Annotated in this window: 21 protein-coding genes, 1 tRNA gene and 1 riboswitch; of the genes, 9 read left to right on the top strand and 13 right to left on the bottom strand. The window is 65.1% G+C overall.

The window, feature by feature from the left end; translation table 11 throughout:
• Window positions 1–61 precede the first annotated feature (61 nt).
• Together gloA and ribB are read left to right on the top strand one after the other, a co-directional pair.
• Window positions 62–475, top strand: coding sequence for a lactoylglutathione lyase (gloA, locus tag P0M04_RS11495; protein ID WP_259450612.1), 414 nt, complete (start codon window positions 62–64; stop codon window positions 473–475).
• A 53-nt stretch (window positions 476–528) separates the two neighbouring features.
• Window positions 529–672: riboswitch (FMN riboswitch) on the top strand.
• Window positions 673–776: 104 nt separating this feature from the next.
• Window positions 777–1,433: a 3,4-dihydroxy-2-butanone-4-phosphate synthase gene (gene ribB / locus P0M04_RS11490; RefSeq protein WP_259450611.1), complete on the top strand. Its 657-nt coding sequence runs from the start codon at window positions 777–779 to the stop codon at window positions 1,431–1,433.
• Between the two features lie 4 nt (window positions 1,434–1,437).
• On the opposite strand, the gene P0M04_RS11485 is transcribed toward ribB, so the two are convergent.
• The 5 genes from P0M04_RS11485 to P0M04_RS11465 all read right to left on the bottom strand — a co-directional run bounded on the left by P0M04_RS11485 (window position 1,438) and on the right by P0M04_RS11465 (window position 5,994).
• Window positions 1,438–2,631 (bottom strand): hypothetical protein, encoded by a 1,194-nt coding sequence (locus P0M04_RS11485; RefSeq protein WP_259450610.1) that lies wholly within the window; start codon window positions 2,629–2,631, stop codon window positions 1,438–1,440.
• 200 nt (window positions 2,632–2,831) lie between these two features.
• On the bottom strand, window positions 2,832–4,151 hold the full coding sequence (locus P0M04_RS11480; protein ID WP_259450609.1) for a TolC family outer membrane protein: 1,320 nt from the start codon (window positions 4,149–4,151) through the stop codon (window positions 2,832–2,834).
• Window positions 4,152–4,192: 41 nt separating this feature from the next.
• Window positions 4,193–4,516 (bottom strand): rhodanese-like domain-containing protein, encoded by a 324-nt coding sequence (locus tag P0M04_RS11475; protein ID WP_259450608.1) that lies wholly within the window; start codon window positions 4,514–4,516, stop codon window positions 4,193–4,195.
• A gap of 13 nt (window positions 4,517–4,529) precedes the next feature.
• Window positions 4,530–5,183 (bottom strand): protein-L-isoaspartate O-methyltransferase family protein, encoded by a 654-nt coding sequence (locus P0M04_RS11470; protein ID WP_259450607.1) that lies wholly within the window; start codon window positions 5,181–5,183, stop codon window positions 4,530–4,532.
• A 163-nt stretch (window positions 5,184–5,346) separates the two neighbouring features.
• Window positions 5,347–5,994 carry a TetR/AcrR family transcriptional regulator gene (locus tag P0M04_RS11465; protein WP_259450606.1) on the bottom strand — a complete coding sequence of 216 codons (648 nt, stop codon included), beginning with the start codon at window positions 5,992–5,994 and terminating at the stop codon, window positions 5,347–5,349.
• A 130-nt stretch (window positions 5,995–6,124) separates the two neighbouring features.
• Here P0M04_RS11465 and P0M04_RS11460 point away from each other — a divergent pair, with 130 nt between their 5' ends.
• The 3 genes from P0M04_RS11460 (at window position 6,125) to recQ (ending at window position 9,182) form a co-directional block, all read left to right on the top strand.
• Window positions 6,125–6,397 (top strand): YkgJ family cysteine cluster protein, encoded by a 273-nt coding sequence (locus tag P0M04_RS11460; protein WP_259450605.1) that lies wholly within the window; start codon window positions 6,125–6,127, stop codon window positions 6,395–6,397.
• A gap of 108 nt (window positions 6,398–6,505) precedes the next feature.
• On the top strand, window positions 6,506–7,339 hold the full coding sequence (locus tag P0M04_RS11455; protein WP_259450604.1) for an undecaprenyl-diphosphate phosphatase: 834 nt from the start codon (window positions 6,506–6,508) through the stop codon (window positions 7,337–7,339).
• 22 nt (window positions 7,340–7,361) lie between these two features.
• Entirely contained in the window at window positions 7,362–9,182 is a 1,821-nt protein-coding gene (gene recQ, locus P0M04_RS11450) for a DNA helicase RecQ (protein ID WP_259450603.1), read from the top strand.
• A 3-nt stretch (window positions 9,183–9,185) separates the two neighbouring features.
• On the opposite strand, the gene trmB is transcribed toward recQ, so the two are convergent.
• Window positions 9,186–9,866 (bottom strand): tRNA (guanosine(46)-N7)-methyltransferase TrmB, encoded by a 681-nt coding sequence (gene trmB / locus P0M04_RS11445; RefSeq protein ID WP_259450856.1) that lies wholly within the window; start codon window positions 9,864–9,866, stop codon window positions 9,186–9,188.
• A 185-nt stretch (window positions 9,867–10,051) separates the two neighbouring features.
• On the opposite strand from trmB, the gene P0M04_RS11440 reads away from it, so the two are divergent.
• Both P0M04_RS11440 and P0M04_RS11435 read left to right on the top strand, forming a co-directional pair.
• Complete coding sequence (locus tag P0M04_RS11440) at window positions 10,052–10,693, top strand: PEP-CTERM sorting domain-containing protein (protein WP_259450602.1); 642 nt, start codon at window positions 10,052–10,054, stop codon at window positions 10,691–10,693.
• An 85-nt stretch (window positions 10,694–10,778) separates the two neighbouring features.
• Entirely contained in the window at window positions 10,779–11,897 is a 1,119-nt protein-coding gene (locus P0M04_RS11435) for a succinylglutamate desuccinylase/aspartoacylase family protein (protein WP_259450601.1), read from the top strand.
• Window positions 11,898–12,016: 119 nt separating this feature from the next.
• Here P0M04_RS11435 and P0M04_RS11430 read toward each other — a convergent pair whose 3' ends face one another.
• The 3 genes from P0M04_RS11430 to P0M04_RS11420 form a co-directional block, all read right to left on the bottom strand.
• Complete coding sequence (locus P0M04_RS11430) at window positions 12,017–14,701, bottom strand: bifunctional diguanylate cyclase/phosphodiesterase (protein WP_259450600.1); 2,685 nt, start codon at window positions 14,699–14,701, stop codon at window positions 12,017–12,019.
• 116 nt (window positions 14,702–14,817) lie between these two features.
• Window positions 14,818–15,360 (bottom strand): response regulator, encoded by a 543-nt coding sequence (locus P0M04_RS11425; RefSeq protein WP_259450599.1) that lies wholly within the window; start codon window positions 15,358–15,360, stop codon window positions 14,818–14,820.
• Window positions 15,361–15,493: 133 nt separating this feature from the next.
• The gene (locus P0M04_RS11420) at window positions 15,494–17,509 is read right to left on the bottom strand and encodes a hybrid sensor histidine kinase/response regulator (RefSeq protein ID WP_259450598.1); all 2,016 of its coding nucleotides are present in this window, start codon (window positions 17,507–17,509) and stop codon (window positions 15,494–15,496) included.
• 322 nt (window positions 17,510–17,831) lie between these two features.
• Between P0M04_RS11420 and P0M04_RS11415 the strand changes: the two genes are divergently transcribed.
• Window positions 17,832–18,335 carry a PEP-CTERM sorting domain-containing protein gene (locus P0M04_RS11415; protein WP_259450597.1) on the top strand — a complete coding sequence of 168 codons (504 nt, stop codon included), beginning with the start codon at window positions 17,832–17,834 and terminating at the stop codon, window positions 18,333–18,335.
• Between the two features lie 62 nt (window positions 18,336–18,397).
• Here P0M04_RS11415 and P0M04_RS11410 read toward each other — a convergent pair.
• From P0M04_RS11410 to P0M04_RS11395, 4 genes are all read right to left on the bottom strand, one after another.
• A tRNA-Gly gene (locus tag P0M04_RS11410) sits at window positions 18,398–18,471 on the bottom strand.
• 45 nt (window positions 18,472–18,516) lie between these two features.
• Window positions 18,517–19,524, bottom strand: coding sequence for an acyltransferase family protein (locus tag P0M04_RS11405; RefSeq protein WP_281042405.1), 1,008 nt, complete (start codon window positions 19,522–19,524; stop codon window positions 18,517–18,519).
• Between the two features lie 47 nt (window positions 19,525–19,571).
• Window positions 19,572–20,894, bottom strand: coding sequence for a putative O-glycosylation ligase, exosortase A system-associated (locus P0M04_RS11400; RefSeq protein WP_259450595.1), 1,323 nt, complete (start codon window positions 20,892–20,894; stop codon window positions 19,572–19,574).
• A 20-nt stretch (window positions 20,895–20,914) separates the two neighbouring features.
• Window positions 20,915–21,061, bottom strand: a complete 147-nt coding sequence (locus P0M04_RS11395) for a hypothetical protein (RefSeq protein ID WP_259450594.1) — start codon at window positions 21,059–21,061, stop codon at window positions 20,915–20,917.
• Window positions 21,062–21,428: 367 nt separating this feature from the next.
• On the opposite strand from P0M04_RS11395, the gene epsC reads away from it, so the two are divergent.
• The gene (gene epsC / locus P0M04_RS11390; RefSeq protein WP_259450593.1) at window positions 21,429–22,352 is read left to right on the top strand and encodes a serine O-acetyltransferase EpsC; all 924 of its coding nucleotides are present in this window, start codon (window positions 21,429–21,431) and stop codon (window positions 22,350–22,352) included.

Raw genomic sequence — 22,352 nt, 5'->3', positions numbered from 1 at the left:
TGCACGAATCCACACGAGCGCATAAAATTCCCGTTTTCCCCACGAACCAACAAGGACAACAATGCGCCTCCTGCACACCATGCTTCGCGTCGGCGACCTGCAGCGCTCCATCGATTTCTACACCAAGGTGCTCGGCATGAAACTGCTGCGCACGAGCGAGAACCCGGAATACAAATACACCCTGGCCTTCGTCGGCTACGGCAACAATCCGGACCACGCGGAACTCGAGCTGACCTATAACTGGGGCGTCGACAAATACGACATGGGCTCGGCCTACGGCCACATCGCCATCTCGGCCGACGACATCTACAAAACCTGCGACCAGGTCCGCGCGGCCGGCGGCAACATCACGCGCGAGCCGGGCCCCGTCAAGGGCGGCACGACGGTGATCGCCTTCATCACCGATCCGGACGGCTACAAGGTCGAACTGATCGAGCGTGCCGACAACGCCGGCGGCGGCGGCCTCAGCAGCTGATCTCCCACCCTGCTACAATCACCGCGCCCGTTTCGCGACGGGCGACAATTTAACTACGTCTTCGGGGCGGGGTGAAATTCCCCACCGGCGGTATGGCCATCACGGTGGCCGAGCCCGCGAGCGCCTGCGGTTGCAGGGTCAGCAGACCTGGTGAGAAGCCAGGGCCGACGGTATAGTCCGGATGAAAGAAGATGTGCGTCATCATGTGTGCGCTGTGCCGTCCGGCATGGTCGCGCGCGTCGTTTCGCTTTGCCCTGATGCGTTTTTCGCTGCGTTTATATTTTTTGCGAGGAGCGTCTCAATGACCACCCAAACCTTTACTCTCTTCAGCGAGGATCTCGACGGCCGCATCGCCGCCGCCCTCGATGCCACGCGCGCCGGCATTCCCGTGATCCTGCTCGACGATTTCGACCGCGAGAACGAAGCGGACCTGATCGTCGCCGCCGAAAAACTGACCGTCGAAACCATGGCGCTGATGATCCGCGAATGCAGCGGCATCGTCTGCCTGTGCCTGTCGGCCGACAAGGTCCGTGCGCTCGACCTGCCGCCGATGGCGGCGGACAACGGCAGCCGCTACGGCACGCCGTTCACCGTCTCGATCGAAGCGCGCGACGGCGTGACCACGGGCGTGTCCGCGGCGGACCGCGTGACGACGATCCGCGCGGCCATCGCCCCGGATGCGAAGCCCTCCGACCTCGTGCGCCCGGGCCACGTGTTCCCGCTGCGTGCCAATCCGGCCGGCGTGCTGGGCCGCAAGGGCCATACGGAAGGCTCCGTCGACCTGGCCGTGCTGGCCGGCCTGCAACCGGCGGCCGTGCTGTGCGAGCTGATGAACGAGGACGGCACGATGATGCGCGGCGACGCCATCGAACGCTTCGCGCGCGAACGCGGCTTTCCGATCCTCACGATCGCCGAGCTGATCGCCTGGCGGTCGCGCAACGAGCAGCAAGCCGCGTAAGGCTTTACTTCCAGGGCCTGAGCAGCGCCAGGCCCTGGTTCGTGCGCACGACGATGTAGCCGTCATCGGCCACCGCGAGCGCGCGCACGAGCACGAGGCCGGCGGGCGGCGCGTAGAGCCGGCCGTTCAGGTCGACGATGCCGTCCTTGCGGGTCCAGGACACGGCGTGCTCCTCGGTCGCCGTCGCGGCCGAGCCGACGACGAGGCCGCTCCCATTGATCGCTTCCGCGATCGAGACATTGCCGCCCGGGAGAGAGCCGATGCTCGTCATGGTCGTGCCGTCGTAGACGAAGCCGCGGTTGCTGCCGTCGGCAGTCGCGGAGGCGCCGATAACGAGGCCCGCACCATTGATCTGGAAGGCTTCCGCGCTGGCGCCGCCGAGCGTGCCGATGTCGCGGATCTTGCCCAGTTCGTACAGGAAGGCACCGGTCGGCGCCCCCTCGCCGTTGCGGAACCAGCCGGTGACCTGGCCGGCGTCATTGATGTCGACGGCGACGGAATTGCCGACCGGCGAGCCGAGGTCCACCAACGGCCCGCCCGTGCGGCTGTCGACCAGGAAGGCGTGGAACCAGGCATTGTGCGGTCCAAACGAATAGCCCACTACTACGCCCAGATTGTTCAGCCCGTTGCCGAACGAATTGCCGCCGAGCGAACCGAGGTCGTTCAGCTTCCTGCCGTCGTACAGGAACGCATGGGTCTGCCCGGCGGCCGTCGCCGCCCAGCCCGTGATTTGTCCGCAGTGGGTGATCACGGTGCCTTCGGAATCGCTGCCGCCGAGCGTGCCCAGGTCGTGCATGGTGCCGTCGTACAGGAAGGCGTGCGCGGTGCCGGCCTTTGTCGCGGACCAGCCCGTTACATGGCCACAGGCGTTCACGGCCAGGGCCTGCGAAAAATCGCCGCCGAGCGTCCCCAGCCCGATCGTCTTGCTGCCGTTGTAGAGGAAAGCGTGCCCGGTGCCGTCCGCGCCGCGCGATGTGCCGGCGACGACGCCGCCGTTCGCGATGCCGCGGCGCGTGACCTCGCCATACGTGGCGCCGGGCAGGCCGATCGGGATGACGTCGTAGGTGGGACCGTTGCTGATGGGCCCCGGTCCGGGCCCGCCCGGATTGCCGTGATGGTGGCCACCGCCGCAGGCGGACAGCGTCAGTGTCATTGCGAGCGCAGCGGCGGATGCAAATGCGCGGGAGAACGTGAACATGGCGACCTCGCTTTCGAATGGTTCACGCTTGAGTGTAGGAGTGCGTGTCGCGCGAGTTCGATGAATGCAGAGCTTGCTTCGGGCGTCTCAAGCGAGATTTTCGAGGGCAATAAAAAACGGCGCACGTAGCGCCGTTTTCAAAACCGGGGTCAGAGCCCGTTTTCAGGAAATTGCCAAAATTCGGGCTCTGACCCCGGTGTTCAAGGCTGTTGCAGCAGGGCGTTGATGGGCTGCAGGTCTTCCTCGCGCAGCGAACCAGCGGCGGCCTTCAGCTTCAGGCCGGCCAGGATCGTGTTGTAGCGCGCGCGGGCCAAGTCCGTACGGGTCTGGTACAACTGGCGCTGCGCATTCAGCACGTCGATGTTGATACGCACGCCGACCTGATAACCGAGTTTGTTCGATTCCAGCGCGGAATTGCTCGACACTTCGGCCGCTTCCAGCGCCTTCACTTGCGCGAGGCCGCTGTTCACGCCGAGGAACGATTGGCGCGCCACCAGCGCGGCGTTGCGGCGGTTCGCTTCCAGGTCGTTGCGGGCCTTGTCTTCCAGCGCGATCGATTCGCGCACCTTGCTCGTCACGGCGAAACCGTTGAAGATCGGGATGCTGTACTGGATGCCGATCGAGTTGCTGGTGCTCTTGCCCGACTGGATCGTCTGGCCATTGACGTCGCGGTGCAGCGACGATGCGACGAGGTCCACGGTCGGATAGTGGCCGGCGCGGTTCTTCGAGATGTCGCGCTTGGCCGATTCTAATTGCAGCTGGGCCACGGTCACGGCGTAGTTCTGGTTCTCGGCGGCGGACACCCACTGGTCCACGTTGATCGGCTGCGGCGCCGTCAGGGACACGCCCGTGCGCAGCGTGGCCAGCGTGGCCGGCGCCGTGCCGATGATGGCTTGCAGCGCCGTCTTCTTGGTTTCTAGATCGTTGACGGCAGCAATTTCCTGCGACACCACGAGGTCGTACGCGGCCTGAGCTTCATGGGTGTCGGTGATGGTCTGCGTGCCGACTTCGAAGTTGCGCTTGGCGGAAGCCAGCTGCTCCGTCACTGCGACCTTTTGCGCCCGCGTGGATTCCAGCGTGTCCTGGGCGGCCAGCACGTCGAAATACGCCTGCGCGACGCGCGTGATCAGGTCTTGCTGGGCCTGTGCGAACTGGGCTTCGGAGATGGCTTGCGCCAGCTTGCTCTGCTGGTACGTCTCCCAGCGGTCCCAGTGGAACAGCGGCTGCTGCAGGGTCACCTGGATTTCGTTGGTGCGCAGGTTACTGCCGGAGGACGGTGTGTTGTTCCATGGCGAGAAATCGCTGTTGTTCTTCGTGATATCGCCATTGATGCCGACGGTCGGCAGCAGGCCGGAACGCCCCTGGGTGATACGTTCGCGCCCTGCCGCGGCGGATGCGCGGGCGCTGGCATAGCTGGCGTCGTTCGCCAGTGCCTGCTGGTACACCTGGATCAGATCGGCCGCCTGGGCATTGAGCGAAAACGCGCTGGCCAACAGTACGGCGATGAGGGGCTTCTGCATTACTTTCTCCGTCGGAGTCATCAATAGTTAAGGACGCAGCGTCAATACTTCGGCATCGAAGGGTCGACCTGCACGGCCCAGGCGTGTATCCCGCCTGTAAGGTTGGTAATGTTGCTGAATCCGTTGCGTTCCAGGAAGGCGGCCACCTGCATGCTGCGTGCGCCGTGGTGGCACACGCAAACGATGTCCTGGCCGTCCTCCAGTTCGCTCACGCGGACCGGAATCAGGTTCATCGGAATCTGGGTCGAGCCCTCGATGTGGCAGGTCTCGAATTCCCAGTTTTCCCGCACGTCGAGAAGCAACGGCTTCGGACGCGACGGGTCGGCCAGCCAGGTGGCCAGCTCGGGAGCGGTAATATGCTGCATCCTTGTGCCCGCCTCAGAACTGGAAGTGCGACGGCACCGGGGCGCCGCTCAGGTAGCGCACGTTGGTCTCGAACACCTTGACCGTGCTGTACGCGTCCTCGCCGGTGCGGGTGATGATCGATGCTTCCATCACCGGCGCCTGGCCGACGATGGCGGCGACGCGGCCACCCACCTTCACCTGCTTCAGGATGGCTTCCGGCAGCACTTCCAGCGCGCCCGAGATCACGATCACGTCGTACGGCGCGCCCTTTTCCCAACCCTGGGCGCCGTTGCCGACTTCGACCGTCACGTTGTGTACGCCGGCATTGGCCAGGTTCTTCTTGGCCTGTTCCGCCGTTTCCGGATTGATTTCCACGGTCGTCACCTTGGCGGCGCGGTGCGCCAGCAGGGCGGCCATGTAGCCCGAACCCGTGCCGATTTCCAGCACGGTCTCGTGCTTCTTCACACCGGTTTCCTGCAGGATGCGCGCCTCGAACTTGGGTGCCAGCATGGCTTCACCGCCCGGCAGCGGGATCTCGACGTCGGCGAACGCCAGGTTCTGGTACGCCGCCGGCACGAACTGTTCGCGCTTGACGACGTGCAGCAGGTCGAGCACATCCTGGTCCAGCACGTTCCACGGACGGATCTGCTGTTCGATCATGTTGAAGCGGGCTTGTTCGATATTCATCTTTAGACTCGGTGGAAATAAATAATCCGATATTTTATCGTTGAACGGCTTCAGCAAACATATCTTAACGACATGCGGCTGAGTGCCAGGGGAAATTGCGACAGTCTGCAGTTTCCGGGGCATGAACCCCGGAATTCGGCGTCTTGACGTAGGAAAACAGGGGTCAAACGGGAGGCGCGGCCGGTAAAAGACCATGCAGCGCCATGTCGAGGAAGGTATCGAGGAAGGCCTGCGGTTCCAGTTCCGCGCGGGGGCATGGGCCCACCGAATGCTTCCAGATGATCAGGGTGAGCATCGGGGCGACGAGCACCTGGGTCATCGTATTGACGTCGATCGGGCGGAATTCACCGCGCGCGATGCCCCGTTCGAGCATCGACGCCATGGCCTTGGTGCCGCGGGTAATGACTTCTTCCTGGTAAAAGCGGGCCAGTTCCGGAAAATTGTCCGCTTCGGCCATGACGAGCTTGATGATGCCGGATGCCTTGGTCGCACCCAGCCGCTGCCACCAGGAGTGGATCAGCTGGCGCAGCAGGTCGGCGCTGTGGCCGTCGAACTCGGCGACGGACGCTTCCGCCTCGCCGATCACGGGCACGATATTGCTGCGCACGACGGCCTTGAACAACTCTTCCTTGTTTTCGTAATACAGGTACAAGGTGCCCTTCGACACGCCGGCGCGGCGCGCGACGTCTTCCAGGCGTGTGGCGGCGTAGCCACGCTCGACGAACAGGTCGATGGCCGCCTCCAGCAACTCCTGGGGCCGCGCGTCCTTCCGGCGCTCCCAGCGCGGCTTGGTGTCAAAAGGGCATGGCATGCTTCTGTCCGACAACTAACTGTTGAGTCAGCAAATATAGACCTGGGGATAGGGCCAGTCAAGAACGGCGGCCATTAGCGGTCGTACTAAGCGGTAGTATACTGGCTGCTTGCCCGCCTCTGGTCTTTACATGCATACCCCGTCTTCCCTTGTTTCCTGCCGCCCCGGCTGCGGCGCCTGCTGTATCGCCCCGTCGATCACGTCTCCTATTCCAGGCATGCCGAACGGCAAGCCAGCGGGCGTGCGCTGCGTGCAGCTGGACGAGCACGACGGTTGCCGCATTTTTGGGCACCCTGAACGGCCCCGCGTCTGCGGCAGCCTGCCGCCATCACGTGACATGTGCGGCGACACGCGCGAGCACGCGATGTTTTTCCTGGCCGAACTGGAGCGCTTGACAGCCTGACATGGCGACACGGTAACTCGACGGCAGTCCCCTTCCTCATGGTAAGCTTGCGGCCCGCGCAATACCTGCCGCGCACGCGTCCCCAACCCTACCGTACCGCATACACCAATGGATATCATTCTCGCCCTGAAAGCGATCATCATGGGCCTCGTCGAGGGCTTCACCGAATTCCTGCCGATCTCGTCCACCGGACACCTGATCCTGGCCGGTAGTCTGATCAATTTCACTGGCGAAGTGGCCCAAGTGTTCGAAATCGCCATCCAGGCCGGCGCGATCCTGGCCGTGATGTGGGAATACCGTGCGCGCCTCGGTGCCGTGCTGGGTGGCATCACGTCCGATCCGCGCCAGCAAAAGCTCGTCATCAACCTGATCGTCGCGTTCCTGCCGGCGGCCGTGCTGGGCTTCCTGTTCAGCAAGGCGATCAAGGCGCACCTGTTCGCGCCGGTGCCCGTGGCCCTGGCGTTCATCGTCGGTGCGTTCGTGATCCTGTGGGCGGAACGCCGCCACAAGGTGCTGCCGGGCGCGCACCGCATCCAGACCGTGGACGACATGACCGTCCTCGACGCGTTCAAGGTCGGCTGCGCCCAATGCTTCGCGCTGATCCCTGGCACGAGCCGTTCGGGTGCGACGATCATCGGCGGGATGCTGTTCGGCCTGTCGCGCACGGCTGCGACGGAATTCTCGTTCTTCCTCGCGATTCCGACCCTGCTGGCCGCGACCGTATACTCCGTCTTCAAGGCGCGCCACGACCTGCATGCGTCCGACCTGCCGCTGTTCCTGATCGGCGGCGTGGCGGCGTTCATTTCCGCCTTCCTGTGCGTACGTTGGCTGTTGCGCTTCATCAGCACGCACGACTTCACGGGCTTCGCCTGGTACCGTATCGTGTTCGGTGTGGTCGTTCTGATCACCGCCCATTTCGGCTGGGTGGTCTGGGCCGAATAATCAGAAAGCAGCAAGCACCATCATGACGAGCGACATCGAGCAACGCGCGCTGCAAATCCTGCAGACGGTCTTCGGCTATCCCGCCTTCCGCGGGCAGCAGGCCGACATCGTCGAGCACGTGGCGTCCGGCGGCGATGCGCTCGTGCTGATGCCCACCGGCGGCGGCAAGTCGCTGTGCTACCAGATTCCCGCGCTGCTGCGCGACGGCGTCGGCGTCGTCGTCTCCCCGCTGATCGCGCTGATGCAGGACCAGGTCGACGCGCTGGCCGAAGTGGGCGTGCGCGCCGCGTTCCTGAACTCGACGCAGACGTTCGAAGAGACCCTGCGCATCGAACGCATGGTGCGCACCGGGGAGCTGGACCTCGTCTACGTGGCGCCCGAGCGCCTGATGACGCCGCGCTGCCTGGAACTGTTCGAGTCCGCGCACATCTCGCTGTTCGCCATCGACGAGGCGCACTGCGTGTCGCAATGGGGCCACGATTTCCGGCCCGAATACATCCGCTTGTCGATCCTGCACGAGCGCTTCCCGCACGTGCCGCGCATCGCACTGACGGCGACCGCCGACCAGCTCACGCGCGCCGAGATCGCCCAGCGCCTGCAGCTGGACGAGGCGCGCCAGTTCGTGTCGTCCTTCGACCGCCCGAACATCCGCTATTCCATCGTCGAAAAGACGAACGGCCGCAAGCAGCTGCTCGACTTCATCACGGCGGAACACCCGGGCGACTCCGGCATCGTCTACTGCCTGTCGCGCAAAAAGGTCGAGGAGACGGCGGAATTCCTGAACGAGAACGGCATCCGCGCCCTGCCCTACCACGCGGGCATGGAGTATTCGCTGCGGGCCGACAACCAGGCGCGCTTCCTGCGCGAAGACAACATCGTGATGGTGGCGACCATCGCGTTCGGCATGGGCATCGACAAGCCGGATGTGCGCTTCGTCTGCCACCTCGACCTGCCGAAATCGCTGGAAGGCTATTACCAGGAAACGGGCCGCGCGGGCCGCGACGGCCTGCCGTCCAACGCGTGGATGGCCTACGGCCTGCAGGACGTCGTGCTGCAGCGCCGGATGATCGACGAATCCGAGGCCGACGAGAATTTCAAGCGCGTGCTGTCGTCCAAGCTCGACGCGATGCTGGGGCTGTGCGAGACGCTCAGCTGCCGCCGCATGCGCCTGCTCGAATACTTCGGCGAGCGCTCCGGTCCGTGCGGCAACTGCGACACGTGCCTCATTCCGCCGACGTCGTTCGACGCGACCGTGCCCGTGCAAAAGCTGCTGTCGGCCATCTACCGCGTCGACCAGCGCTTCGCGGCCGGGCACGTGATCGACGTGCTGCGCGGCGTCTCGTCCGAGCGCATCGTCCAGTGGCACCACGATAAATTGACCGTGTTCGGCGTCGGCGCCGAGCGCGGCGAGCAGGAATGGCGTGCCATCGTGCGCCAGACGATCGCCCTCGGCCTCGTCACCGTCGACCACGACGCGTTCAGCTCATTGAAGCTGACGGAAGCGGCGCGGCCCGTGCTGAAAGGCGAGCAGAAGGTGCAGTTGCGCCAGTACCAGAAGCCCGTGAAACCCAAGCGCACGTCCACGCCGCGCGGCAGCTACGAGGAAGTCGAGCTGTCGAAGTCGGAACAGGCCATCTTCGACAAGCTGCGCTGGTGGCGCGTGGAGACGGCGCGCGCGCACGGCGTGCCCGCATACGTCGTGTTCCAGGACGCCACCCTGCGCGAGATCGCCAAGGTCAAGCCGGTGTCGCTCGACCAGTTGCGCGGCGTCTCGGGCGTCGGCGAGAAGAAGCTGACGTCCTATGGCGACGAGATCGTCGGGATCATCAGCGAAATGGTGTGACCGTTACTTCTTCGTGAAGACAAGGTCCCACACGCCGTGGCCGAGTTTCAGGCCGCGGTTCTCGAACTTGGTCAGCGGCCGGTACGACGGCTTCTCCGCATAGCCCTCGGCCGTGTTCTGCAGCGCCGGCTCGTTGCCCAGCACTTCCAGCATCTGGACCGCGTAATCTTCCCAGTCGGTGGCGCAGTGAATATAACCGCCCTGCGCCAGCTTCTGGCACAGCAGTTGGACGAACGGCGGCTGGATCAGGCGGCGCTTGTTGTGGCGCGCCTTGTGCCACGGGTCGGGGAAGAAGATGTGCACGCCGGCCAGCGTCCCATCGGCGATCATGTTGTTCAGCACCTCGACGGCGTCATGCTGGATGATGCGCAGGTTCTGGATGTCCTGCTCGCCGGCCAGTTTCAGCAGGCTGCCCACGCCCGGCGTGTGCACTTCGACGCCGACGAAATCCTTGTCCGGCGTCGCCTTGGCGATGTGCGCCGTCGTGTCGCCCATGCCGAAGCCGATCTCCAGGATCAGCGGCGCGGTGCGGCCGAACGGGGCGTGGAAATCGAATTGGGCCTTGCGGTACTCGATCAGGTAATGCGGGCCGTACGCTTCCAGCGCGCGCGCCTGGCCGGTCGACAGGCGGCCGGCGCGGGTGACGAAACTGCGGATGCGGCGTTCGGTCGGGTCGTAGAGCATGGCGCGGCCCTGCTCGTTGGTAGGCGTATCGGAAGACATGATCGGTTTGGACTGGACTGAAAGGGTCGACATTATAGCCCAAGCCCTATCGGAAACATGGGCACCGACGCAGCCTAAAAATTACTTCTTGACATGTAAATTGCCAATGTGAAAACATTCGGTTTTTACCTCAGAGAAGAACCGCGATGATTTCCTTTGTACGCAACCTGTCGATGGCCGCCTGCCTGGCCGCGCTGTCCCTGCCCGCCGCCGCGGGCGTCGCCAACATCTGGACGAACGACACCTATACGGATACGGGCGCGCTGGGCCAGACCTGGACCGTCTCGTGGTCGGGCTGGAATGCCTACGAAATGGGCAGCGACGTCGCGATCGAGGGCCCGGACCTGGGATACAGCTTCCGCTCGCCGCGCCCCGGCGACGCGTACAACGGCACCCCGACGCAGACCTATGTCTTCGCCACGACGGCTGCGCACAGCGGCGACCTGGCGCTGGTCATCGATCTGTCGTCGAACGGACTGTGGGCCAACTCGGCGACCGACATGTACATCTGGCAGGGCGATACCGATCACAAGACGCGCCTTGCGGGTGCCACCGGCGACGCCGTCGAACGCGCGGACGTGACGCTGAACCTGACCGCAGGCCAGGCATGGGGCTTCATGGCCGTCAGCGGCAGCATCGGCGACGACACCCATTATTCCGGCAACCTGTACGGCAACTTCAACGTGACCGCCGCCGGCCCGTCCGGCGACGTGCCGGAGCCGGCATCGCTGGCCCTGCTGGGCCTGGGCGCCCTGGGCGCAATCGCTGCGCGCCGTCGCAAGGGCTGAGCGCAGCGTCCGGCGCGGCCGGGTGGAATGGAGCGGGGTGCGGAGCCGATCTCGGACATAATGACGTGTCACCGAAGGAGCCCGCATGCAGACCATCATCCATCCCATCGCCACCGAGGACAACGTCGCGGCCTACCGCCTGACGTCCTTCCACTACGGCGCACCCGGCAGCGGAAAAAAGGTCTACATCCAGGCCTCGCTACACGCGGACGAGGTGCCCGCGATGCTCGTCGCGCACGTCCTGCGCCGTGAGCTCGACCGGCTGGATGCGGAACACAAAGTCACCGGCGAGATCATCCTGGTGCCGGCCGCGAATCCGATCGGGCTGTCGCAGGTGATCCACGGCGCGCCGTTCGGGCGTTTCGATCTCGCCACCGGCACCAATTTCAACCGCTCGTACCGGCACGTGGCCGCGGCGTTGAAGACGTCGCTTGAGGACAAGCTGGGTTCCGACCCCGCCGCCAACGCAGCTCTCGTGCGCGAGCACGCGCGCCGCGAGGTGGCGGCCTGGCTGCCGAAGAACGCGACGGAAGAACTCAAGAAGACGCTGCTGGGCATGGCGATCGACGCCGACATCATGCTCGACCTCCACTGCGACAACGAGGCCGTGCTGCACATGTACACGGGCACGCCGCTGGCCGAACGGGTGAAACCGCTGGCCGCGCTGATGGGCGCGCACGCTGTGCTGCTGGCGACCGAATCCGGCGGCGAGCCGTTCGACGAAGCCTGCAGCCGCGTATGGTGGGAACTGGCGGAACACTTCGGCGACCGTTTCCCGATTCCCTCCGGCTGCGTGGGCGTGACGGTCGAGCTGCGCGGCGAGAACGACGTGCGCTACGACCTGGCCGAGCAGGACGCGCACGCGCTGCTGCAATACCTGGCGCGCGAAGGCGTCGTCGACCTGCCCGTCGAGCCGCTGCCGGCGCCGCTGTGCGAGTCGACACCTTTGGAAGGCGTGGAACCGCTGCATGCGCCGCATGCGGGCGTGCTCGTGTTTTTGAAACAGCTGGGCGACCAGGTGCAGGCGGGCGACGCCGTCGCCGACATCGTCGACCCGGTCAGCGGCAGGACGACGACCCTGCGGCCCACGCAGTCCGGCGTGCTGTTCGCCAGCACGGCGCACCGGCACCTGCTGCGCGGGATGCACGTCTGTAAGATCGCGGGGGCGGATGCGTGGCGGACGGGGAGTCTGCTGGGCGCCTGAACGGAAACGCATGCACCGTCGCCCCTGCGAAGGCAGGGGCCCAAGTTTCATGCGCTGCGACGGCGCTTGCAACATTGGGTCCCCGCCTTCGCGGGACGACGTAGCAAGCGTTACGGGTGTTATGCGGCCAGCGCTTCCTTGAACAGGTACCGCTGCGCCAGCAACGGCGCGATGCCCGCCGCCGGCAGCGGCCGTGCGACGAAATACCCCTGCACCTCGTTGCAGTTCAGCGCCCGCAGGATCTGCAACTGCTCCTCGTTCTCGACGCCTTCCGCCACGACTTCCATCCCGAGCGCGTGCGCCATCGACACGATCGCCTGGAAGAACACCGTACCCTCGCGCGAGCGTCCCAGCTCGGCCGTGAACGAGCGGTCGACCTTCAGCACGTCCATCTTCATGCGCTGCAGTTGCGACAGCGACGAGTAGCCGGTGCCGAAATCGTCGACGTGCAGCTTGACGCCCAGCGCGCGGATCGCGGCCAGCTCGGCGAGGATCTCGGCCTGGTCGCCCATCATCGCGGATTCCGTGATCTCTACTTCGACCAGGCCGGCCGGCACGGCGTGGCGGGCCAGCGCGTCTTCCAGCTCGCGCTGCACGCTGCCGCGCAGGAACTGCTTCGGCGAGACGTTGATCGACACGGGCACCGGCACGCCGCCGTGCGCACGCCAGGCGGCCAGCTGGGCGCAGGCCTGGTCGATGACGATGGCGCCGATCGGCACGATCAGGCCGCTGGACTCGGCCAGCGGGATGAATTCGTCCGGGCGGATCATGCCCAGCTGCGGATGCTCCCAGCGCAGCAGCGCTTCCATGCTCAGGAGCTCGCCCGTGCGCGTGTCCACGCGCGGCTGGTAGTGCAGCACGAACTGGCGCTTGTCGATCGCTTCCAGCAGGCGCTGGCGCAGCTGGGTGCGCGTCTTGAGGATGTTCGACTGCGCGGGGTCGAAGAAGCGGTACTGGCCCTTGCCCTCGGCCTTGCCCGCGTACATGGCGATGTCGCCGTGGCGGATCAGGGTGGCCGCATCGAGGCCGTCGCGCGGGTACACGGCGATGCCGACCGAGGCGCCGATCATGTGCTGGTCGTCCGCGATCGGGAACGGCTTGCTGAAGGCGTCGACAATGCGCCCGGCGACGACGCCCACCTGCTGGTCGCTGTCGAAGGGGCTCAGGAGGACGACGAATTCGTCGCCGCCGAAGCGCGCCACGCTGTCGCCCGGACGCAGTTGCGACAGCAGGCGCTCGGCCGCCAGCTGGAGCAGGCGGTCGCCGACGGCGTGGCCGTGCGTATCGTTGACCTGCTTGAATTCGTCGAGGTCGATGAACAGCAGCGCCGCACCGTGGTCGCCGTCCTCCGCGCGCGCCAGCGCCACCGGCACGAAGTTCAGGAACCAGTGACGGTTCGGCAGGCCCGTGAGGCTGTCCTCGTTGGCCAAGCGCGCGAGCTGGGATTCGTGTTCCTTGCGCTCGCTGATGTCCTGCAAGGTGACGGCGAGGTTGTCGCCCACGCGCACGATGCGGCGGTGGCCCCAGCGGATGTTCAGCCGGTTGTTGTCGGGCATGCGCCGGTCTTCCTGGTGGAAGCCGACGGCCAGCGCCGTGCGGTAGTTGGCGGCCAGGTCGTCGAAGGACTTGCCGTGGTGGAGCGTCGACAGCAGGCTGCCGACGAGCTGCGCGCGCGTGCTGCCGTAGAAGAAGGCGCCGCGCTCGTTGCAGTCGACGATGCGGAAGTCGACCGTCTGGCCCTTGCGGTCGCGCACCGGCGCGACCATATAGAAGCCGTCGTTGCCGCTTTCCGTGGCCGTGCGGTAGGCGCGCTGGATCTCGGCCCGCTCGCGCGCCCGCGCCGCCGCGCGCAGCGACAGCATGCTCGCGCCCAGCGCCAGCAGGGTCAGCACGGCGGTCGCCACCAGCGCGTGGTTGCGGCTGTCCGTCCAGTAGGCATCGGCCGCTTCCAGCACGGCCGTGTGCGACAGCGCGACCAGGGCCACGAGCGGATACGCGCCGGAACGGCGCCAGCCCAGCACGCGCGGCTCGCCGTCGGCAAAGCCGCCCTGTCCCGCGACCAACTGCACGCCGCGCGCCACCGGCCAGCGGTCGGCGTTCGCCGGCAGCAGCGAGGCGGTGCCCATGGCCCGCACGGTGCCGCTGGCGTCCTGCTCGACGCGCAGGGCGTTGTCGGTGCCGACCAGCGCCAGCAGGCTGCCCGGCCCCAGCGTGGGCGAGCTGACGAACGACGTGAAATACGCGGCGTCGACGGCCATCAGCAGCACGCCGTCGAACCCGTCGTCTTGCGTGTCGAGCCGGCGGGTGAACAGGATCGTGCCGCGCGCTTCTTCCAGTTCCGGCGGCGGCGTGCCGATGCGCAGGGCGGTCGAGATGGCGTTGCGGTGCTGGACGAAGAAGTCGGCCCGGGACAAATTCAGCCCGCGCTGGTGGATGCGGCTCGAGGAGCGGACCGCGCCGTCGGGCCCGATCACGCTCACGTTGACGAAGGCGGCGTCGGTGAACATGCCGTCGCGGCGCATGTTCTCGATCAGGCTGCGGTCGTGTGCGTGCTCCCAGCTGTGCTTGAGCTGCATGGTGATCTGGTCGACCTGGGCGACCGAGCGCGTGACGTACTGCTCGTAGGCTTCGGCATACGCGTCGGCTTCCTTGAACGCCTGCTCCCCGGCGCGCCGGCGTTCCGCGCCGGCATGCAGGATGGTGGCGGTCCAGAGGGAAGCACAGACGAGCAGGGCCAGCGCGGGCCACAGCAGCGCGAGGAATCGGTGGGTGCGCGGGGCGGTGTGCGCACTGGACTTGGACATGCGGGTTCCGTCAGAAGGGCGTGCCGGGATGCACGCTCAATTACTGTTCAGCAACTCGCAGTGTAAGAAGTGAAAGTGACAGGATGATGACAGGCCCCAGAGTTCAGAGCCCCACCTCAGGCCGGGGTCCCCTTCGCCAGCGCCTTCGCCAACGCATCGACGTCGGCCGGCTTCACGAAATGGTAATGGAAACCCGCGGCCTTCGAGGCGTCGCGGTCCTGCTGCTGGCCATACCCCGTGAGCGCGATGAACAGCGCCCCGGCCGCCCGCGGCAGCGCGCGGATCTGGCGCGCCAGTTCGTGGCCGTCCATGCCCGGCAAGCCGATGTCGAGGACGAACGCGTCGAAGGACTGTTCACGCGCGACGGCGAGCGCCTGCAGCGGGTCGTATTCGACGGCCGTCTCGTGGCCCAGCACTTCCAGCAGCATCGCCACGGTTTGCGCGGCATCGGCGTTGTCGTCGACGACGAGCACGCGCCGCACGCCCGGCTGCGCCGCGGTTCCGCGCGCCATGTCGGCCGGCACGGACGCCGGCACCGGATGCGCCGGCCGGGACGCCGCCGCGTCCCCCATGCCCGGCCCCACGACCTGCGGCGCGGCCTGCCCGCCGCGCCGTTCGAGGAGGCTGCTGACTTGCGGTTCTTCGATGGTTTCGTACATACGCTGGTCCCCGTATTCGCCCGCTTTTACCATGGTACGAAAATACGCCGCCCCGGCGCGCAACGCACGCGGGAGGCATGCACCTAGGATAGCGCTCCTTGTTCCGCGCGGCAATACGCGCACGCGTGAACGTTCAGCGCCGCGCTTCCGCCTGGGCCAGCACCTCGTTGACCTCGTTCAGGTCGGCCGGCTTGACGAGATAATGGTCGAAGCCTGCCTGCTGCGCCTCCTCGCGGTCCTGGTTCTGGCCGTAGCCGGTCAGGGCGACGAGCGTGGCGCCCGCGTTCTCGGGCTGCGCGCGCAGGCGCCGCGCCAGTTCGTAGCCGTCCATGTCGGGCAGGCCGATGTCGAGCAGCAGGACGTCCGGATGCTCGCTTCTCGCCCGCGCCAGCGCCCCGCGCGCGTCGTATTCGACGCTGACCGCGTGGCCCTGCACTTCGAGCAGCGCGGCCAGCATCTGGGCCGCGTCGGCATTGTCGTCGACGACCAGCACGCGCAGACTGCCATTGTCCGGGGCCGTGCCCGCCGCTGCCCCGCCGCCATCGTTGGCCGCCTCCGCCGGCGCGCGCGCCGCGCACGGCAGGCAGATCGAGAACTCGCTGCCCTGCCCCAGCCCCTCGCTGTGGGCGTGCACGGTGCCGCCGTGCAGCGCGACGAGGCTTTTCACCAGCGCCAGGCCGATCCCGAGCCCGCCCTGCGACCGGTCCGGCGTGCGCTCGGCCTGGGTGAACAGGTCGAAGATGTACGGCAGGACTTCGGGCGCGATGCCGACGCCGTTGTCGCGCACGGACACGGTCACCTGCTCGTCGCCCACGGTCACGGCCAGCACGATGCGGCCACCGGGCGCCGTGTACTTGGTGGCGTTGTTGAGGATGTTCGAGATGACCTGCACGAGGCGCGTGCGGTCGCCCGTCACGTGCGCCGGCTGGCCCGAGAGCTGCAGGGTCAGCGCATGGCGGCGCGCGTCGATCAGCGGCCGCACCTGCTCGACGGCGGCGGACACGATCACGTTCAGGTCCAGCTCGTCCCTCTCCAGGGTGACGAGACCGCGCGTGACGCGCGAGACGTCCAGCAGGTCGTTGACGAGGTCCGTCATGTGCTCGGCCTGGCGCACGATGATCTCGCTGGCGTTGGCCACGCTCTTGGCGTCCAGCCGGCCGAGTTTCAACAGCTGGGCCGCCGTCATGATGGGCGCGAGCGGATTGCGCAGTTCGTGCGCCAGCATCGCGAGGAGCTGGTCCTTCTGGCGGTTGGCGGCGCGCAGTTCGTCCTCGACGAGCTTGCGGTCGGTGACGTCGCTGCCTTCCACGAAAATGCCGCTGACGGCCCCGTTCTCGTCGCGGATCGGCTGGTAGACGAAGTCGATGTAGCGCTCTTCCAGCGGCCCTTCCGGCTCGCGCTGCAGGCGCACGGGCAGCGCATGGCCGACGAACGGTTCGCCCGTCGCGTACACGCGGTCGAGCAGTTCGAGGAAGCCCTGGCCGACGATTTCCGGCAGCGCCTCGCGCGCGCGCCTGCCGACGATCTGACGGTGGCCGACCAGCTGCATGTACGACTGGTTCGTGAGCTCGAACACGTGCTCGGGACCGCGCAGCACGGCCATGATCCCCGGCGCCTGCGAGAACAGGCCGCGCAGCCGCTCGTTCTCCTCGTTGCGGTATTTCTCGGCGAGCACCTGGTCGGTGACCTCGACGCACGCGCAATAGATGCCGGCGATGGCCCCGTTCTCGTCGCGCGCGGGCGAATACGAAAACGTGAACCAAGTCGGTTCGTCGTAGCCGTGGCGGTTCATTACGAGGTACAGGCGGTCGGCATACGTGGCCTCGCCGCGCAGCGCGCGCTCGATCAGCGGGCCGATGTCGTGCCAGATCTCGGACCAGATGTCGTGGAACGGCCTGCCCAGCGCGGCCGGATGCTTGTCGCCGAGGACCTCGCGATACGGATCGTTGTACAGGAAGGCGAGTTCCGTCCCCCACGCAACGAACATGGGGAGTTTCGAGTTGAGCATCAGGCCGACCACCGTGCGCAGCGCCTGCGGCCACGTGCGCGGATGGCCCAGCGGCGACGTCGACCAGTCGTGTGCGCGCATCATCGCGCCGACTTCGCCGCCGCCGCTCAGGAACATCAGGGCGCCGGCGTGCTCGGGCATGTCCGGAGGGGTGATACGTTCATCAGACTGGCGTCCGTGTTCTTGCATGATTGATACTGGATGGAGCGACAACACCAGTGTGCCATAAGGGCTAGCCGCAGGGCGCGCACGGCGGGACGGCCGGGCCGAAACGCATTACGGGTAAAGACCGGCACCTTTTTTAATGCAGCTCAACCGAAGCCGGCCATGTGTCGGCTTTTTTTACATGCATATCTGCAATTAAAATTTCCCCTTGGATAAGTCCTTATAAATGCTAGGAAATAGATTTCTGGCACGGAAGATGCTTTTACCGTTTCATAACGATAATTTCCTGGAGAGTCTCATGAAAAAACTTTTCTCTGCCATCGCCCTGCTGGCCGTCAGCACCTCCGCGAGCGCCAACCTCGTCACGAACGGCGATTTCGCCGCCGGCGGCAGCAACTGGACGCTGACGGGCAATACCGGGTATTCCAACTTCAATAACAGCCGGTGGAACGACGGCGCCGTGGGCAGCAATGCCTTCCTGAACCAGGTCATCGCCACGATTGCCGGCGAAACCTATACGATCAATTTCGACATCGCGGTGAGCTGGGGCTCGATGGCCGTGGCACTGAATGGCACCCAATTCTTCAGCACCTCGACCGGCGGTCACTTTACGACGTCGTTCATCGCCGCGGCGGACAATGCCACGCTGAGTTTCATCACCCGCAACGACCCCGGCTATAACTCGCTGGACAACGTGGTCGTCGACCACGTCACCCGCGCCGTTCCGGAACCGGCCTCGCTGGCACTGCTGGGCCTCGGCCTGGCCGGCCTCGGCGCGCTGCGCCGCAAGCGCCAGGGCTGATCGCACGCGACTGTCGCTCCATAAAAAAATGCCTGCTGATGCAGGCATTTTTTATTTCAGACTGGAGCGGGTGAAGGGAATCGAACCCTCGTCGTAAGCTTGGGAAGCTTCTGCTCTACCATTGAGCTACACCCGCGTTGCCCGCATTCTACGCGGGTTTTGCATGGATTGACAACGTTGCCTAGCGCGTCGACAGGCGGCGCCGGAAGTATTTTTGGGACGGCATGTCCACGGCGTGATGCAGGAGCACCGACAGGACGAAGACGACCACGAACGACAGCCACAGGTACAACTGGTCGATGTGGTGCGGGTCGGACATGAAGACGGCTTTCAGCAGATCGTAGACGAGGTAATGCACCATGTACGTCGAATACGAGATTTCCCCCAGATAGACGAGCACCGGCGTGGACAGGATGGCGGTCATCCACGAGGTCGTCACGCTCAGGTACGCGATCAGGAGCGCAAAGATGATCGGAATCAGCGCGTAATCGGGCGTCGGCGTCGTGGCGTACAGCACGCACAGCGCGACGAAGCCCGCGAGCGCCACCCGGGCATTGCGCACCAGGAAATCCCGGTGGTTGACGAACAGCGAGCCGACGAACACGCCCATCAGGAATTCGAACATGGTGCGCACGAGGGCCATATGGGAAATGTCGGCGCCGATGGAATGGAGCCCGCTCAGCGAGTAGATCACGTGCAGGACGACGGCGGCCAGCGCAATGCTCAGCAGGTGCGCGACGATACCGCCGCGCAGCTTGCGCAGGCTGTATGCCATCAGCGGGAAGAACAGGTAGACGAACCATTCCGAACTGATCGACCACGACGGCACGTTCCAGGTGAGATCGCCACCGAACCACATGTGCACCAGAAACATACTCTGGACAAATGCGCCCCAGGTATAGGATTCCGGCGCGGTGTGGCTGGTCGACAGGAACGTGAAGGCGCCGAAGAGGATCAGGTAGCCCGCCAGCATGACGACGTGCAGCGGATAGATGCGCGAAAACCGGTTCCAGTAAAATTTGCCGACGCTGTGCGGAAAATTCGTCGACAGCGAGGCGTGATAGCTCAGGAAGATCACGAAGCCGCTCAGGAGGAAAAACAGGTCGACGGCCAGGTAGCCGTGCGAGATGAAGTGCTTGACCGGCAGCGGCACCGAATCATCCATCAACGCGAGGGAATGGTAAAACACCACCCACCAGGCACAGATCCCCCGCAATCCTGCAAGTTGGTTGAGCTTCACGATAACCCACGTCCTTTTGTCTTGAGTTCATCCCGCACCACGCGCGCCACATACTGGTCGAGTGCCACGGTCAGGCTGACGATGTAGAAAATGTAGGGCTGGTAGGCGATGCCGACGAACGAACCGCCGGCGAGGAATACCATGATCATGGTCACCATGGCATTGGCCAGGGCGGACACCCACCCCAGCCCGGGATCGTCTTTCCAGGTTCTCTTCAATTTGAAGAGTTTCATGAGCGCCAGCGCGATCATCAGGTAATACATGATGAAACCGGGGATGCCCTGTTCGCCCAGCACTTCGAAATAGATGCTGTGGAAAGCCTTGCCGCCGATTTGACCGTCCGGCAGATACTGCGTTTCGCCGTCGGGCCCGGCACCGAGAATACGGTTATGCAGATAGGCATCGAATCCGCCGCCCAGCGGATGGCTGCCTACATACTCGACCGTCCACTGCCACACCTTGATCCGGCCCATCGCGGACCCGTCGGAATTATAGGTTTCGATGGTCGACATGCGGTTGCCCCAGCGCGTCGACGACAGATCGAGATTCATGATGACGATGGCGGTGAGCGCAAAACCGGCAATCCACCACATTTTCTTTTTCGACTGTGCCAGCGACATCAGGCACATCACGCCGACCGCGATGATCCCCGTGCGTGCCGTCGTGCCGACCACCGCGGACAGCGCGATGACGATCATTCCCAGGAACAACGCTTGCGTCAGCTTGTTCCGCGGAAATATCATCGTATAGCGCATCAGGAACATGATCAGCGGGATCAGCATCACGCACACCACCGCCAGCGTGCTGCTCTCGGACAGGCCGGTGTTACCCGTTCCCAGCACGGCCAGCGTGCCGTAACCGCCGCCGCCGAGCAGCGTCTTGATGCCGGCCGAAAACAGGATCGTCCCCGAGGAAAACACGAACACCAGCAGAAACGCTTCGATCTGCACCCGCGAACGGAAGATATACGGAATCAGCAATGCAAAGATGACGACCTTCGATGCCCAGTCCCATTTCGACCAGGCTTGCGTCGGAAACGTCGACAGGGCGGTCGTAAACGTTATCCACACGAGGAACAGCGCGATCAGGGTCAAAATGGGGCCGAACTTCGGCGGCGCCTTCTTGTCTTTGGCGGCGAACAGCACCAGCGTGACCACCGCCGCGATGAACGACAGCGGCTGCCCATTGATGATCGAATAGGCGAGCTGCTGGGGCCGGACGATGTCGACCCAGATGAACCCGAGCGCGGCGGCAAACGGGGCGTAGGCACCCGCCACCATGAAAGCGGCAAAGACCGCCGACAAGAAAAGACTCTGCATAGTATGACGCCGAATTATTGTTATTTGCGGAAGCTCTTCTTCACCGGCGGAGGCGGTTGCTGGGCGTCTTTGGAAAACCAGGGAAGCAGCTTGTCGAATTTGATGGCCCGGATGACCGTATACACGACGAGCGAGCTGAAGAGCAATATTGCTGCAGTATCAATCATGCCTGACCTTAGAGAGGTAGCTATTCCGTACCGATGAGTTGCCTTAACGAACGGGCGTTAGAATAGCATGCAGGCCACGGCCGCACCGTTGCCTAAACGGACTTTGTATTATCAGGCCGTCTCTAAACCGAGCGCAACACTCTTTCCTGTCGCGTATCATCGCGTCAACACTATCCTTTGCAAACTGCCGTTGACGGCACACAAGCCACCTCGAACCCGCTTAGATGTTTTGAGCATGAGCTAGTGTCGAAAAATTCGTTGGGCTACCCATGGACGGGCTCGTATATTGAACACTCGTCCATCAGCACAGCGGAGGCACCGTGAAGCCATATCTTTCCTACGGGCACTACCTCCGGGAGCACGAATAATGGCCGACTTCGACATCGGCGCGATCGTGCGCGACTTGAACGAAGCGCGCCGGCAATGGCGCCAGGCCCATCGTCCGGCCGGCGAAGTGCGCGGCATCGAGTTTCCGTCACGCGAAGCGCTGGCGACCATCGTCGGGCAGCTGAAAGGCGTGCTGTTTCCGCTGCGACTGGGGCCGCCCGACCTGCGCCAGGAAAGCGAGGATTTCCATGTCGCCCACGCCCTCGACACCGCCCTGCACGCGCTGCTGCGCCAGGTGCGCATCGAACTGCGCTACGGCGCCGCGCTGCGCCACCTGACCCATACCGACATCGAACCCCAGGCGCTCGACGCCACGCGCGCGTTCGGCGCTGCGCTGCCCGGCATCCGCACCCTGCTCGACAGCGACGTGATCGCCGCCTTCCAGGGCGACCCGGCCGCACGCAGCGTCGACGAGGTGCTGCTGTGCTATCCGGGCATCCACGCAATGATCCACCACCGCCTCGCGCACTGCCTGTACGGGCTCGGCCTGCCGCTGCTGGCGCGCATCATCGCCGAGCAGGCGCATGCGGAAACAGGCATCGACATCCACCCGGGTGCGACGATCGGCGCCGGCTTCTTCATCGACCACGGCACGGGCGTCGTGATCGGCGAGACGGCCGTCATCGGCCAGCGCGTGCGCCTGTACCAGGCCGTCACGCTCGGCGCCAAGCGCTTCCCCGCGAATGTCGACGGCACGTTGCAGAAGGGCTTGCCGCGCCATCCCGTCGTCGAGGACGACGTCGTCATCTATGCCGGCGCCACCGTGCTGGGCCGCATCACGATCGGCAAGGGCGCCGTCATCGGCGGCAATGTCTGGGTGACGCACGACGTACCGCCGGGTGCCCGCGTGGCCCAGGCCGCGTCGCGCGAGGACGGCCTGGGGGTGCCGGGCGAACCTGCGTAG

It is taken from the genome of Telluria mixta (genome assembly GCF_029223865.1).
Taxonomy (GTDB): Bacteria; Pseudomonadota; Gammaproteobacteria; order Burkholderiales; family Burkholderiaceae_D; genus Telluria; species Telluria mixta.
Note: the sequence above shows the minus strand (reverse complement) of the source record. Positions and strands in the feature narration are given on the sequence as shown.

Bases quoted from the DNA above. Each gene is read 5' to 3' on its own strand.
- epsC (WP_259450593.1), top strand. From the start codon at position 21,429: ATGGCCGACTTCGACATCGGCGCGATCGTGCGCGACTTGAACGAAGCG.
- P0M04_RS11420 (WP_259450598.1), bottom strand. From the start codon at position 17,509: ATGCCCGAGCACGCCGGCGCCCTGATGTTCCTGAGCGGCGGCGGCGAA.
- P0M04_RS11400 (WP_259450595.1), bottom strand. From the start codon at position 20,894: ATGCAGAGTCTTTTCTTGTCGGCGGTCTTTGCCGCTTTCATGGTGGCG.
- trmB (WP_259450856.1), bottom strand. From the start codon at position 9,866: ATGCTCTACGACCCGACCGAACGCCGCATCCGCAGTTTCGTCACCCGC.
- ribB (WP_259450611.1), top strand. From the start codon at position 777: ATGACCACCCAAACCTTTACTCTCTTCAGCGAGGATCTCGACGGCCGC.
- P0M04_RS11395 (WP_259450594.1), bottom strand. From the start codon at position 21,061: ATGATTGATACTGCAGCAATATTGCTCTTCAGCTCGCTCGTCGTGTAT.
- P0M04_RS11425 (WP_259450599.1), bottom strand. From the start codon at position 15,360: ATGTACGAAACCATCGAAGAACCGCAAGTCAGCAGCCTCCTCGAACGG.
- recQ (WP_259450603.1), top strand. From the start codon at position 7,362: ATGACGAGCGACATCGAGCAACGCGCGCTGCAAATCCTGCAGACGGTC.
- P0M04_RS11460 (WP_259450605.1), top strand. From the start codon at position 6,125: ATGCATACCCCGTCTTCCCTTGTTTCCTGCCGCCCCGGCTGCGGCGCC.
- P0M04_RS11485 (WP_259450610.1), bottom strand. From the start codon at position 2,631: ATGTTCACGTTCTCCCGCGCATTTGCATCCGCCGCTGCGCTCGCAATG.
- P0M04_RS11415 (WP_259450597.1), top strand. From the start codon at position 17,832: ATGAAAAAACTTTTCTCTGCCATCGCCCTGCTGGCCGTCAGCACCTCC.
- P0M04_RS11430 (WP_259450600.1), bottom strand. From the start codon at position 14,701: ATGTCCAAGTCCAGTGCGCACACCGCCCCGCGCACCCACCGATTCCTC.
- P0M04_RS11465 (WP_259450606.1), bottom strand. From the start codon at position 5,994: ATGCCATGCCCTTTTGACACCAAGCCGCGCTGGGAGCGCCGGAAGGAC.
- P0M04_RS11475 (WP_259450608.1), bottom strand. From the start codon at position 4,516: ATGCAGCATATTACCGCTCCCGAGCTGGCCACCTGGCTGGCCGACCCG.
- P0M04_RS11455 (WP_259450604.1), top strand. From the start codon at position 6,506: ATGGATATCATTCTCGCCCTGAAAGCGATCATCATGGGCCTCGTCGAG.
- P0M04_RS11435 (WP_259450601.1), top strand. From the start codon at position 10,779: ATGCAGACCATCATCCATCCCATCGCCACCGAGGACAACGTCGCGGCC.
- gloA (WP_259450612.1), top strand. From the start codon at position 62: ATGCGCCTCCTGCACACCATGCTTCGCGTCGGCGACCTGCAGCGCTCC.
- P0M04_RS11470 (WP_259450607.1), bottom strand. From the start codon at position 5,183: ATGAATATCGAACAAGCCCGCTTCAACATGATCGAACAGCAGATCCGT.
- P0M04_RS11480 (WP_259450609.1), bottom strand. From the start codon at position 4,151: ATGCAGAAGCCCCTCATCGCCGTACTGTTGGCCAGCGCGTTTTCGCTC.
- P0M04_RS11440 (WP_259450602.1), top strand. From the start codon at position 10,052: ATGATTTCCTTTGTACGCAACCTGTCGATGGCCGCCTGCCTGGCCGCG.